7 protein-coding genes are annotated in these 13,585 nt (G+C 68.4%); all 7 read right to left on the reverse strand.

Features of this window, described 5'->3' with window-relative positions; translation table 11 throughout:
- Positions 1-2 precede the first annotated feature (2 nt).
- The 7 genes from KPL78_RS12110 to KPL78_RS12140 all read right to left on the reverse strand — a co-directional run bounded on the left by KPL78_RS12110 (position 3) and on the right by KPL78_RS12140 (position 13,526).
- Entirely contained in the window at positions 3-1,190 is a 1,188-nt protein-coding gene (locus tag KPL78_RS12110) for an amidase (RefSeq protein ID WP_219763226.1), read from the reverse strand.
- Positions 1,191-1,707: 517 nt separating this feature from the next.
- On the reverse strand, positions 1,708-4,815 hold the full coding sequence (locus KPL78_RS12115; protein ID WP_219763227.1) for a glycerophosphodiester phosphodiesterase family protein: 3,108 nt from the start codon (positions 4,813-4,815) through the stop codon (positions 1,708-1,710).
- 519 nt (positions 4,816-5,334) lie between these two features.
- Positions 5,335-6,714 (reverse strand): esterase-like activity of phytase family protein, encoded by a 1,380-nt coding sequence (locus KPL78_RS12120; RefSeq protein WP_219763228.1) that lies wholly within the window; start codon positions 6,712-6,714, stop codon positions 5,335-5,337.
- A gap of 181 nt (positions 6,715-6,895) precedes the next feature.
- Positions 6,896-7,051, reverse strand: a complete 156-nt coding sequence (locus KPL78_RS12125) for a hypothetical protein (RefSeq protein WP_219763229.1) — start codon at positions 7,049-7,051, stop codon at positions 6,896-6,898.
- 172 nt (positions 7,052-7,223) lie between these two features.
- The gene (locus tag KPL78_RS12130) at positions 7,224-9,116 is read right to left on the reverse strand and encodes a propionyl-CoA synthetase (RefSeq protein ID WP_219763230.1); all 1,893 of its coding nucleotides are present in this window, start codon (positions 9,114-9,116) and stop codon (positions 7,224-7,226) included.
- Positions 9,117-9,604: 488 nt separating this feature from the next.
- Entirely contained in the window at positions 9,605-11,578 is a 1,974-nt protein-coding gene (locus KPL78_RS12135) for a right-handed parallel beta-helix repeat-containing protein (RefSeq protein WP_219763231.1), read from the reverse strand.
- Between the two features lie 229 nt (positions 11,579-11,807).
- Complete coding sequence (locus KPL78_RS12140; protein ID WP_255568943.1) at positions 11,808-13,526, reverse strand: MFS transporter; 1,719 nt, start codon at positions 13,524-13,526, stop codon at positions 11,808-11,810.
- Positions 13,527-13,585: the final 59 nt, after the last annotated feature.

The following is a 13,585-nucleotide window of genomic DNA, read 5'->3' on the forward strand; positions in this document are numbered from 1 at the left end:
GGTCAGACGGCGAGCCCCGCCGCGCCAGCCACCTGTTCGGCGAGCGCCAGTAATGCCCGGTCGCGGCCAGGCGCTGCGACCAGCGACAGGCCGACCGGCGCGCCGGCCACGCGGCCGGCTGGGATCGTCACCTCGGGCAGGCCGCACAATCCGGCGATGGCGGTCACACCCATGGATTTCTCGCGCACCGCATTCTGTTCGGCTTGGCTCGCCGTGAGAAGCGGCGCCGGCATGGGCGAGGTCGGGTAGACCAGCACCGCCCCACCGCCGAGCAGCGCGCGCACGCGCGCCTGCAGCACGCGACGGAAGGCGCGGCCCTCGGCCGCCTTGGCCGGGTCCAGCGCCTTGGCGGCGGCGAAGCGTTCCGTCACGCCGGGGCCGAACTTCGGATCGGTGGCCTCGATCCAGGGGCCGAGGCTGGCCCAGGCTTCCGCCGCCTGGGCGCAGCGGAAGGATTCGTAGAGCTTCTCGAGCCCCTCCGGCGCCAGGTTGATCGACAGCGCCGGACCGAGCAGGCGCTCCGCGGCATAGAGCCCGCTGGCCAGCGCGGCGGCCGTCGAGGGATCGGCATTCACCCAGGCATCCTGCACCTTGAGCAACGGGCCGAGTGGCCCTTCCCCGCCCGGCGGCAACAGCACCTCCCCGGCACGGCGCAGGATGGAGGCGCGGGCGGCGAACCAGCCGGCGGTGTCATAGGCCGGCCCGAGCGGGCAGGCGCCGGTCAGGCTCACCGAGCCCCAGGACGGCCGGATGCCGAAAATGCCGCAATAGGAGGCCGGGATGCGCACGGATCCGCCCGTATCGGACCCCATGGCGATATCGACCAGCCCCGCCGCCACCGCCGCGGCCGAGCCGCAGGACGACCCGCCCGGAAAACGGTCCGGCGCAGCCGGGTTGGTGGGGGTGCCGTACCAGACATTCTCGCCGGTCAGGCCATAGGCGAGTTCGACGGTCTTCGTCTTGCCGACCAGCGAGGCCCCGGCCTCGAGCAGGGTCATGATCGCGATCGCATCGGCGGTCGCCGGCGCGTGGGTGCGCGCCCAGTCCGGGTTGCCATATCCGGTGACGTCACCGGCGGTATCGAAAAGATCCTTGGCAGCAAAAGTCAGGCCGGCGAGTGGCCCCTCTGCCGCGCCCGCGCGCACGCTCCGCGGTCCCGGGACAAACGCCCCCACGGGATCATCAGCCATCCTGTCAACTCCGGCGAATCCGCAGCCAAAGTGGAACAGACCTTGATCCGTGACAACTGATACGGGCGGTTGTGCTCTCGTTTGCGTGAACAACGGTTACGCGCTCGGTTCCCCACCTGCCCCGCGCGCCGACCACACCCCCGTCACACGCGGGAGAGGTAGACTAGACGCCACTTCCGCGTCGTCCGGGAGAGGTTTCGGTCATCCCGGGAAGTATGGGTCGAGCTCAGATCATGAAGTTGCATTTGTCCATGCGGGTCAGATGTCGGCCCAAGATGAAGCGGAGATTGTTATCCTTGGCGACGATAATGTGATCGGCATCAATCAGCGGCATGCCGTCGGTGGAAAGGAATGGAAAGATTTGGCGCGCCCCCCGGTGTTGCGAGCGGGCGGCCGGCGCACCCCGGGGGAAACAGTGTCCCGATGGCGGATGGCATGGCGGCCCGCCTTGCGCGGGAGGCCTCCGCCGGCGACACGACCGGCGCCGCACCGATAACCGGCGCGGCGCCGCAGGGCATCAGGCGATGATGGCGATATTCGCCGCCGCCAGGGCATGGACGTGCTCGAAGGTCGCGATCATCACCGCTGCCTCAGCGCCCGTGCCATCGGCGTCCCACCACAGGGTCTTGGCGTCCTTCTCCCAGATGAACTGGGCCTCGGTGCCGCTCGCCAGCCCGAGATTCGACGTGGTGAACTGCCCCGCCTCCAACGCCTGGCCGGCGACAAGGCCGCCGCCGAAGCCGCCGGCGGAGACCTCGATCACGTCGATCCGCCATTCGAAGGCGTGGATGTGGTCGCCGCCCTCCGCCGCGCTGCCGTAGCGGAAGACATCGGCGCCGCCGCCGGCGATCAGCGTATCGGCGCCCACGCCGCCAGCCAGCGTGTCGTTGCCAGCCGCGCTGCGCAGCAGGTCGTTGCCATCGCCGCCGAGCAGCAGATCGTCACCGACGCCGCCGGCGAGCAGGTCGTCGCCGCCAAGGCCAGAGAGCGTGTCATGGCCGACGCCGCCATGCAGTTCATTCGCGCCGGCATTGCCGTCGAGGGCATTGTCGAGACCGTTGCCGTGGATGATGGCGTCGCCCGTGCCGCGCAGTTCCGCATCCTCAAGCCCGGCGGACAGGTTCAGCTTCGCGTCGCCGCCATAGATCACGGTGTCGCGGCCCTCGCTGGCGAGGCGCCGGTTGAGCGCCCCCGCGTCGAGCAGCAGGATGTCGTTGCCGCCCTGCAGGTTGCCCAGCGCGATCGCGCCGGCACCGGCCTTGAGCTGGTCCACCACCACGCGGGCCGAGCCCGGGAAGTCGCTGAAGATGCCGTCCACGCCGGCCTCGACCAGGCTGACATATTCCTCGACCGGGCGCCGCGCGGTGCCGTCGGGGTTCAGCGCGCTGAAATACTCCTCGTCGCGCATGGTGTAGACGACCAGTTCGAGCCCGTTGTCATGCGCCCACTGCACCATCGGCACGACCTCGCCGGTGAGCTGCATGAAGATGAGCGGGATGCCGTCCCCGTCGCCATCGACCGGTGTGGCGAGCGGCGTGACGAGGAAGATGTCCTCCTTCAGCGGGCTGATAGCCTCGGCATAGAGCGCCGCCATGGCGGCGAAGGCCTCGGCGGAATAGAGCCCGCCGCCGCCGGCCTCGGCCACCGTGCCGGCGGTGAGCGGGAAGGTGAAGCCGTCATAGAGGCTCGGATCGGCGCCGAGCGCGGCATTCGCCGGATCGAGATGGAAGAGCAGATCGGGCGAGTAGGTGTTGTACATGAGCTGCACCAGCGGCACGTCGATGCCGGCCGCGGGCATGATCTTCGTCTGCAGCTCGATGAGGTTGGCGATCTCGAAGGACTGGATCGAGACGCGCGACGGATCGGTGAAGCCGTTGGCGACCAGCGTGTCGATCAGCAACCGGCTGGTGTCGACATGGATCGGCGTGCGGTCCTGGTAGACGCCGTTGTATTCGAAATAGGTCGGGTGCTTGGTCTCGGGGATGATGCCGATCTGGCGGCCGGTTTCGGCCTCGACCTGCTTCACCAGGGCGATCACCTCATCGAGCGTCGGGATCTCGTAGAGCCCGTTGTAGTCGGCACTGTCGGGACGGAGCTGCGGGATGCGCTCGACGGCGCGCAGCGTCTTGATCTCGGCGAGGGTGAAGTCCTCGGCGAACCAGTCGGTGACGGTCTCGCCCTCGATCACCTTGGTGGTCTTGCGGTCGGCGAATTCCGGATGCTCGGCGATGTCGGTGGTGCCGCTGAGCATCGGCTCATGGCGGTCGATCAGGTGGCCGTCCTTGGTCACCACCAGGTCGGGTTCGATCACGTCGGCGCCGAGTTCGATGGCGAGACGATAGGCTTCGAGCGTGTGCTCGGGGCGCGAGCCGCTCGCGCCACGATGGCCGATCACCGTCGGCGCGTCACCGGACAGGGTCGGGAAGACGCGGTCGATGGTCAGGTCCATCGCCACGGCGCGGTGATCGGAGGACGGGAAGCCGCCCGGCAGGCTCGGCGTATAGGCGCCGACCAGCGGGAAGGTCGGATCGGTGCTCTCGGGCCAGAACACCTCGGCATTCACAGGCGTCAGACCACTCGCGGAGGGCAGCACGTAGTCGGCGCGCAGATTGCCCGGCGCGCCATCGGCGAAGTCCGCGGTGTCCTGGGACGGGTCGCCCTGGTGATCCGCGTTGGCGCCGCCCTGGAGCGTCGCCTGCTCCGGCCCACCGGCGCTCGTCGGCACAAGGCTGCCATCGATCAGCGGGTTGTCGAGAAGCTGATGAATCGCATTGTCAGCGCTGTCGCCATCATGCGGGTCGGCGTTCATGTCACCGAGGATGACGAAGCGCTCCCCGGCTTCGAGCCCGCCATGATTGCCCGCATCGTCATAGATGTAGTCGCCCTGCCCCGGCGTGACGTAGTCGGAGAGGAAGCGGATCTCATCGGCGTTGCGCAGGCCGTTGCGGTCCTCCGCGCCATCGAAGGTCGGCGGCGTCGGATGGGAGACGATGACGTGAATGACCTCGCCATCGACGAGGATCGGCACGTCCCAATGGCTCTTGGAGGAGAGGCGCATCACCTCCAGTTCCTCGGCCGAATACCAGTCGTTCGGCGCGGCGGTGTTCGGGTCGTCGGGCAGCCGCGCATCCGGCATGTCCTTCCACAGGAAGGTCTGGAAGGTGCGGACCTGGTCGGTGAGGATCTCGTACTTGGAGAAGATGGCCATGCCGTACTGGCCGGGGAAGGCGCCGAAGCCGAGCGCGTCGTCGCCATAGCCCGCGGCACCCGGCACGGTCACCGTCTCGCCGTTGTTGTTGAGGTCGAAGCCGGAGGCGATGCCGGTGTTCGACGGCGCGGTGAAGGCGTAGTCGTAGTGGATCGGCTTGCCGCCGTGATCCGCCAGGCCCAGCGTGTTCTGGCGTCGTTCGAGATAGTTGTCGCGGAAGAGATCGACCGCCGCGCCATCCGCGTCGTAGTCGAACTCATTGACCAGCACGATGTCTGCCGCGAGGCGCTGCAGGATCTCGGCGACGGTGCGCGCCTGCTGGTCGTTCCGCGCCGACAGATCGGCGACCAGTTCGCCTTCCGTCGCGCGATTGAGCGATGCGTTGAAGGTCGCGATCCGGATGGTGTCCGCGCTCATCGTGGTTTTTCCCGTTGCATGCCGATGCGGCGGCGATCGTCGCCGCTGCGTTGGCCGGGAGAGTGCCGATGGAGGAAGACACCCCGATGACGCGGGGATGAGTGCGGAATGACTCTGTCTTCACGATTTAGAAAGGCAGTGCGGGACCGAGGCGGATGTCGCGAGCGCGGGTGACGGAGGTTCGTTCCGGTGCGGACGGGCAGCGTTGCCTGTGCCCGACGCATGCGAAGCCATGGCGCTGACGGAAATGGAGAGGGGCTCTGCCCCTCTCCAAACCTCTCCCCGCCAAAGGCCACAGGGCCTTTGGAAACCTTGACCTTGGCGCCTTGCGCGAAGGTTCGGCCGCCATCAGGGCCGCGTGGGACCGGGCGTTACGCACCGCGTATCCCTCGATATTCGAAATTGAACGTCGCGCCTGGCGCCAGGTATCGGTTTCCAAAGGCCCTGTGGCCTTTGGTGGGGTGGGTCCGGGAGGGGCAAAGCCCCTCCCGGGTTCCACAGTTCAGGACAAGGACCGCCTCAGCGCGCGCGCAGGAATTCCGGCACGCGCAGGATGATGAACTCGTTATCGTCCGCGCGCGTCAGGTGGCGGCCCGCGGAGAAGGGCAGGTTGTTGTCGTTGGCGACGATGATGTGGTCGGCGTCAATCATCGCCACGTCCTCGATGGTGAAGAACGGGAAGGTGAAGCGGTCGTTCGGCGCGCCGGCCGGGCGGTCGCCGCGCTGGCGGGCGATGTTGTCCGGGTCGCGGATCGCCATCAGGTCGATATGGCCGATCTTGCGCACGAAGCCCTCGGCGTCGACGTCGCCGAGATCGACCAGGTAGATGCGCTTCAGGCGCGCCGGCACCGGGAAGCAAGGACGCTCGGCGGTGCTCTGCTGACCCTGGGCGCAGGCGAGGCCCGGATCGCCCTCGCCGTCATCGCGTTCGATGATCAGGGCGCGGCGGTCGTCGATCATGTTGAAGTCGCCGATCGAGGTCGCACCGTCCTCGAAGCGGAAGCGCAGCACCCGGCCGGTCCAGTCGTTGCGGGCCGTATCGAATTCGAGGATGCGGAGGAAGTTGCCTTCGGCCTGGTCCGTGCCGGGGCGGAACAGCGGCTTTTCGAGCAGGGCGTAGAGGCGCGCCCCGTCGGGCGAGGCCGCCATGCCCTCATAGCCGCCGGACCGGCGCGAGCGGAACGGAACGGCCTGGGTCGGCGAGGCCGGCACGCCGAGCGCGGGATTGTCCGGGGACCGGATGACCTCGCCGTCCAGCCGCGTCTCGACCACGCGCAGCACGCGCCCTTCGGCGTCCACGTGAATCAGGTAGGGGCCGAATTCCTCGCCGATCCAGAAGGTGCCGTCCGGCATCGGCTGGATGCTCTCGGGGTCGAAATCGGCGCCGGTCAGGTAGCGCGACGCCGTCGCATCCGTGGTGATGACGAAGGGGATCACGCGGTTCGGATCGGAGAGGAAGATAGTGCGCTCGACCGCCACCTGGCCGGTGCGGAAATCGGGCCGCACCTTGTGGAACATCAGCATGGCGTCGGCGCTGTTGCGGCGGTTGCCGAAACCGTTGTCGGTCAGCACCCAGTAGGCGCCGGGCTCGCCGGTGACCGGCTTGATGCCCGAGAAGCCCTGCACGGGCTGGCCATTGAAGGGCAGCGACAGGCCGGTGGTGCGGTTGCCATAGGCCGGGCCGACATTGCCGGGCACGCTGCCGACCTGATCGTTGCGGACATTACCAGGACCGGTGAAGCGGCCCGAGACGGCGAGGCCCGGCGGCGCGTCCTGAGGCGGCGTGGCGAAGGTCGCGGCCGGCAGGATGGCGTGGCCGGCGAGCGTCGCCTCGAAGCGCTGGTCGGCCAGCGCCGGCCCGGCGGCGAGCAGGACGGTGGCGAGAAGCAGTCTGCGCATGGAACCCCCGATGCAATGCGAATGCGCGGGGGTTAGCCTGTGCCGGTTGCGATGCCATGACGGGAAGGTTGCAGGGCCGGGACACCTGCCTGGGCGTCAGCGCCTGTGGGCTACGCCGCGGGCCGAGCCGCAGCGTCGCCTGCCGGGCGCGGTGGCGTGCGGCCCGCCCCGCCGGATGCGATCAGCCGAAGTTCAGCAGCGCCGCCTTGGTGCCGAGCGCAGCCAACATGGCCGCGACCACCGCCGGACCGACACCCAGGCGCTGGGCAAGGACGAAGGTGATGGTGCCGAAGATGAAGGCCCAACTCACGATCTCACCGAAGCTCGGGTCTGACATGGTGCCGTCTCCGCGCATGGACATTTCCTGATTGTCATATATCAGAAATACGGCCTAACTGCCAGGAAATCCGGCGCCTTGCCGCCCATCCGGAGATGCGGTCGCGCCTTCCCGACCTACGCCCCCAATCGGCACCATGCCGGCAGGGGAGCAGGTCCGGACGAACGGTCCGTCAACGCATGGCGCCCTTCAGCACCTCCCCCACCTCGTCCAGGATCATCGGGTCGTCGATGGTGGGTGGAACGACGTATTGCTCGCCATCGGCGATCTTGCGCAGCGTCGCGCGCAGGATCTTGCCGGACCGCGTCTTGGGCAGGCGCCCCACGACCCGCGCATCCTTGAAGGCCGCGACGGGCCCGATGCGGTCGCGCACCATGGCGACGAGCTCCTTCGCAATATCGGCCTCGCCCCGCGACACGCCCGATTTCAGCACCACCAGGCCAAGCGGCACCTGCCCCTTCAGCGTGTCCCGCACGCCGACCACGGCGCATTCGGCGATGTCGGGATGGGCGGCGAGCACCTCCTCCATCGCGCCCGTGGACAGGCGATGGCCGGCGACATTGATGATGTCGTCGGTGCGGCTCATCACCGAGACATAGCCCTCCTCGTCGACCATCCCGGCATCGGCGGTGCTGTAGAAGCCGGGATGCGCCGACAGGTAGGCATCGCGGAAGCGCTGATCGGCGTTGAACAGCGTCGGCAGGCAGGAGGGCGGCAGCGGCAGGCGGATGGCGAGGCTGCCGATCTGCCCGCGCGGGACTTCCTGGTTCGCCTCGTCCAGCACCACCACGTCGTAGCCCGGCGCCGGCTTGCCGCCGGCCCCCGGCTTCGTCGGAAACAGACCGGGGCCCCGGAAATTGCCCGTGATGGTCCAGCCGGTCTCGGTCTGCCACCAATGGTCCACCACGGGCTTCTGCAACAGCCGCTCGGACCAGGTGATGGTGTCGGGGTCGCAGCGCTCGCCGGCGAGATACAGCGCCTCCAGCTTGGACAGGTCGTGGCGCTTCAGGAAAGCGCCCTCCGGGTCCTCCTTCTTGATGGCGCGGATGGCGGTGGGGGCGGTGAACAGCACCTTCACGCCATGCTGTTCGCAGACCCGCCAGAAGGTGCCGGCATCGGGGGTGCCGACGGGCTTGCCCTCGAACACCACCGTGGTGCAGCCGGCGAGCAGCGGCGCATAGACGATGTAGGAATGGCCGACGACCCAGCCGACATCCGACGCCGCCCAGAACACGTCGCCCGGCCCGATGCCGTAGACGAGGTCCATGGAATTGTGCAGTGCGACGGCATGCCCGCCATTGTCGCGCAGGATGCCCTTGGGCGCGCCCGTCGTGCCCGAGGTGTAGAGGATGTAGAGCGGGTCGGTTGCCTCGACGCTGACACAGGCGTGCGGCGTCGCCCCGGCCATGGCGGCGAGCAGGTCGGCATCGCGGCCGGGCGTCAGCTCGCAGGGGCTTTCGGGGCGTTGCAGGATCAGCACCGCATCGGGCTTGTGCGGCGACAGGCCGATCGCGGCATCGAGCAACGGCTTGTATTTCACCACCCGCCCGGGCTCGAGACCGCAGGAGGCGCTGACGATCGCCTTGGGCTTCGCATCCGCGATGCGCGTCGCGAGCTCCGCCGCCGCGAAACCGCCGAAGACCACCGAATGCACCGCACCCAGCCGCGCGCAGGCCAGCATGGCGATCGCCGCCTCCGGCACCATCGGCATGTAGACGATGACGCGATCACCCTTGCCCACGCCGCGCGCGGCGAGCGCGCCCGCGACCCGCGACACGCGGTCGAGCAGGTCGGCATAGGTGATGGTCTCGACCCGCCCGGTCATAGGGCTGTCCCAGATGATCGCGGGCTGGGCGCCGCGCCCCGCGGCGACGTGGCGGTCCACCGCATTGAAGCAGGTGTTCAGCCGTCCGCCCGGAAACCAGCGGCCATAGACCCCCTGCGATGGGTCGAAGACCTGCGCCGCCGGCGCGTCCCAGGTGATGCCGCGCGCGGCCCCGGCCCAGTATCCGTCCGGGTCGCGGCGCCAGGCCGCGTAGGTGGCGTCATAGCCCGTGGCGCTCATGGTGTTTGCCTCCCGCTTCTTGGGTCTGAAGCCTGGACCCCGCGCTGCGCAACGGCAACTGCCCAGGACGGGCGGCACCATGCGTTGCGCCACATCAATCGGCCGGCGGGCGACGGCGGAAGAGGCATCGATGGCCGGCGGGGGCGTGCTGCCCCAGACGCGCGAAGTTGGGGCACCGACAGGATCGCCGCCCCTCTCCTGACCTCACCCGCCCCCGCTGCGTTGCTGCATGACAGTTCCGTCATCCGCCGGCACTGCCTTCATGCCCGCCGGCAGGCAGCGCGACACGGCGCATCGCAGCACACCTGCCTCGAAGTCCCGGAGAGACCCTCCCGCCCGGCGCCAGGTCTCGGTTTCCAATGGCCCTGTCGCCTTTGGTGCGCTTGGTGGCACTGCCGCCGAGGATCGGGAGGGGCAAAACCCCTCGCCGCCGCCTCGCGCGCCTCATCATCGCTCCTACGGGGCAAGCCCCCTTCGCGCCGCACCTGTCAGGCGAAGATGAAATCCGCCGCCCCGAGCATCCCGGGCACGACATCAAGCAGCACCATCAGATCCTCGCCACCGAAGCTGACCAGTGTGGCTTCGGGACCGCCGACGATCACCATCTGGCTAACCGAGGTCAGGCCGAGCGCCCGCACATCGATGCGGTCCACCCCGTCGGTGAAGTCGAAGACCAGGTCGCCTCCCATGCCGGGTGCTGCGACGAAGACGTCGGCGCCGTCGCCGCCGGTCAGCGCATCGAAACCGCCGCCGCCGACCAACCGGTCATTGCCGGCACCGCCGCTCAGCCAATCCTCGCCGGCCTGGCCGAGCAGCGTGTCGGCGCCGAGCCCGCCGGCGATGAGGTCCCCGTCGTCGCCGCCCAGCAGCGAATCGTTGCCGGCGCCCCCGCCCAGCATGTCGGAACCGGGACCGCCGAGGATGGTGTCATTGCCACCACCGCCGGCGAGATAGTCGGTGCTGCCCAGCCCCTCGATCCGGTTGGCGGCCCCGTCGCCGGCGAGGCGATCGATGTCGCTGCCGCCCCGAAGGGTCGGACTGGCCGCGGAGGCGACCAGGCGGTTGGGCGCGTCCGGCAGGGTGGTGGAGAAGAACAGCGTCGAATTGGCCGTATAGCCGGGGGCGAGCATCGCGGCGTCGAAGGCCGGCGCGGCGCCGGCCGTCGCCCCCCCGGTCTCGTCCAGCCCGTCGGCGGCGGACAGGCCATTCCAGGTCGCGAGGTCGGTCGCCGCCGTGTCGCCCCAGACGAAGCCGGCCGATCCGGCGCCCAGCGTGACCTGGTTCCCGCCGACCGAATTGCCCCCGGCCTCGGCGCCTTCGGTGACGACGATCGCGTGGGTGCCCTGGGTCGTGGTGACGATGGCATTGCCGGTGATCAGGTTGCCGGCGCTCAGGCCCGGCGCCCAACCGGCATTGGCGACGTAGATCTCGGCCTGGGCCTCGATGCCGTCACGGGTGTCCGAGGGGTCGGCGCCGTTGCCTTCGAGGGTGTTGTTCGCGACCACATTGCCGTCGGAGCTGTAGAGCGTGATGCCGGGCCCGTCATTGCCGATGATCCGGTTGCCCGTGACCGTGTTCTGCCCGGAGAAATGGTCGAGCTGGATGCCGTGGCCGTCGAAGGAATCCGGCTCGTTCTGATAGGCGACGAGGTTGTTCGAGATGACGTTCAGCCGGCCCATCCCGTCGCCCTCAGCCATGCCGAAGACATGGATCGCCGAGGTGCCGGGCAGGCCGGCCACGCCGTTGTTCACCACCGTGTTGCCGTCGACGACGACGTGGCTGCCATGCAGCGTGATGCCGCTCTCGCCGTTGCGGTAGATGGCGTTGCCGGTGATGAGGGCGGGGTTCGCCGTACTCGCCTCGGTGCCGTTCACCCAGATGCCGGCGGTGTCGTTGTCGTGGATGCGGTTGTCGGCGAGCACCACCGTCTCGATCGAGACGCCGTCGAGGTAGATCCCGGCCAGCCCGTTATGCACCGTGTTGTCCTGCACCGTGACGTTGGCCGCGCCGCCGGTGACATAGACCCCGAAGCCCTGGCCGCCGGCGATGTCGAGGCCGGCGACCACGACATGGCTGGCGCCGTCGATCACCACCGTCCCGGCGACATGGGCGGTGCCCTCGCCATAGGCCCCGATGACGATGGGCGCATCGGCCGTGCCATGACCGCTGATGACAAATCCTGGCGCGGTGGTGCCGGCTCGCTGGAGGTAGAGCGTCCCGGCCTCGAAGGTCACGTCCGACCAGGAATCAAAGGGGGAGGCTTCGCTGCCGTCGCCGCCATCGGCCGCGGTGGGGTCGATGTGGATGACGCGCGGGGTGGCCGCTGCCGCTGTGGCTGTGGCTGCGTCCAACAGCACCAGCACGTCCTCGGGCGCGGCGAAGCGGGGCTCCTCCGTAGCCGGCAGAAGGTCGATCTGGGTTGTGGCGGAAGGATCGGTGACCATGGGGAAGCGGCGCGGCATCTCGGATCAGGATGCCTCTGCGTTATGCAATCTACAGTGGCAATGGAAGAGAATTTAAACGCCCTTAACGTGCATTTCCTGCATGATGCACACCCGTCCTTCGGCCGCACCGGCTGCGGAGCTGGTCACGCAGGCGCCGGCCCTTCGCCTCGGGATACAAAAAGGGCGGCGCCGGGATGCGGCGCCGCCCTGGAACGGGCGCCGTCCTGGCGCCCGAACCGGTCCGGGATCACGGATGGGCGCTGTCGCCCGCATAGATGTCGCGATCCTTCGTCTCCGGCACGAAGAACAGGCCGATCACCACCGTCATCAGTGCGATCGTCACCGGGTACCAGAGACCGAAATACACGTCGCCCGTCTGCGCGATCATGGCGAAGGAGGTCGCCGGCAGCAGGCCGCCGAACCAGCCATTGCCGATGTGATAGGGCAGCGACATGGAAGTGTAGCGGATGCGCGTCGGGAACAGTTCCACCAGCGCCGCCGCGATCGGCCCGTAGACCATGGTCACGTAGATGACGAGCAGGGTGAGGATGCCGATCAACACCAGCTGCTGCTCGCCGAAGATGTCGAAGGGGTTCGACATCTTCACCACCGACGGATTGGACGCCGCCGGGTAGCCCGCCGCGGTCAGCGCCGCCGAGATCTGTTGATTGAAGGCCGCAGCCGCCGGACCGCGCTGCGCCGGCTCCATGTCGCGCAGATGTGGCGCCTCGATCAGGGCGGAGCCGATCCGCACGGCCGCACCGGTGCGACCGGCTTCGCTCTCCACCGAGTAGTTCACAGATGCGCGGGCGAGCGCGGCCTTGGCGACGTCGCAGGCCGAGGTGAACTGCGCCGTGCCGGTCGGGTTGAACTGGAAGGAGCAGTTGTTGCGGTCCACCACCACCTGCACCGAGATGGTCGCATGCGCCCGCGCCAGGTCCGGGTTGGCTTCCGCGCTGAGCAGCTTGAACAGCGGGAAATAGGTCAGCGCGGCGATCAGGCAGCCGCCCAGGATGATCGGCTTGCGGCCGATCTTGTCCGACAGCCAGCCGAAGAAGACGAAGCCGCCGGAACCCAGGATCAGGGACCAGGCGATCAGCATGTTGGTGGTGAAGCTGTCCACCTTCAGCACGGTGCCGAGGAAGAACAGCGCGTAGAACTGGCCCGTGTACCAGACCACCGCCTGCCCGGCGACGAGGCCGAGCAGCGCGAACAGCGCGATCTTGGCGTTCTTCCACTGGAAGAAGGCCTCGGAGATCGGTGCCTTCGAGTGGGTCCCTTCCGCCTTCATCTTCTGGAACGCCGGGCTTTCTTCCATCTGCAGCCGGATCCAGACCGAGATGCCGAGCAGCGCGATGGAGAGCAGGAAGGGCACGCGCCAACCCCAGGCCCGGAAATTGTCCGGCCCCAAGGCAAGCTGCGTGAACAGGATGATCAGCAGCGACAGGAACAGGCCCGCCGTCGCCGTGACCTGGATGAAGGAGGTGTAGAAGCCACGCCGTCCCTGCGGGGCGTGTTCCGCCACGTAGGTCGCCGCGCCACCGTATTCGCCGCCCAGGGCGAGGCCCTGCAGCAGGCGCAGGATGATCAGGATGATGGGCGCCGCGAGGCCGATCGAATCCGAGGTGGGCAGGATGCCGACGATGAAGGTCGAGGAGCCCATGATCAGGATGGTGACAAGGAAGGTGTACTTCCGCCCCACCATGTCGCCGAGCCGGCCAAAGACCAGCGCGCCGAAGGGCCGCACCAGGAAGCCCGCGGCGAAGGCCAGCAGGGCGAAGATGTTCCGCGTGGTTTCCGGGAACTGCGAGAAGAAGTTGGCCCCGATGACGGCGGCGAGCGAACCGTACAGGTAAAAGTCATACCATTCGAAGACGGTACCGAGGGAGGAGGCCAGGATGACCTTCCGCTCCTCCCTGGTCATCGGGCGGACCTTTGCCTCGGCCCCGAGCGTGACGGAACTCATTGAACCTCCCCCTGCCGGCCTTGCCGGCCTTGTCTGGTTTCACCGCGCCTTAGGAAGGT

Source organism: Roseomonas alba, from assembly GCF_019430885.1.
GTDB classification, from domain to species: Bacteria; Pseudomonadota; Alphaproteobacteria; order Acetobacterales; family Acetobacteraceae; genus Neoroseomonas; species Neoroseomonas alba.

What these genes read in the sequence shown, in the direction of transcription:
- KPL78_RS12115 (WP_219763227.1), bottom strand. Translation starts at nt 4,815, where the DNA reads ATGAGCGCGGACACCATCCGGATCGCGACCTTCAACGCATCGCTCAAT.
- KPL78_RS12135 (WP_219763231.1), bottom strand. Translation starts at nt 11,578, where the DNA reads ATGCCGCGCCGCTTCCCCATGGTCACCGATCCTTCCGCCACAACCCAG.
- KPL78_RS12130 (WP_219763230.1), bottom strand. Translation starts at nt 9,116, where the DNA reads ATGAGCGCCACGGGCTATGACGCCACCTACGCGGCCTGGCGCCGCGAC.
- KPL78_RS12120 (WP_219763228.1), bottom strand. Translation starts at nt 6,714, where the DNA reads ATGCGCAGACTGCTTCTCGCCACCGTCCTGCTCGCCGCCGGGCCGGCG.
- KPL78_RS12140 (WP_255568943.1), bottom strand. Translation starts at nt 13,526, where the DNA reads ATGAGTTCCGTCACGCTCGGGGCCGAGGCAAAGGTCCGCCCGATGACC.
- KPL78_RS12125 (WP_219763229.1), bottom strand. Translation starts at nt 7,051, where the DNA reads ATGTCAGACCCGAGCTTCGGTGAGATCGTGAGTTGGGCCTTCATCTTC.
- KPL78_RS12110 (WP_219763226.1), bottom strand. Translation starts at nt 1,190, where the DNA reads ATGGCTGATGATCCCGTGGGGGCGTTTGTCCCGGGACCGCGGAGCGTG.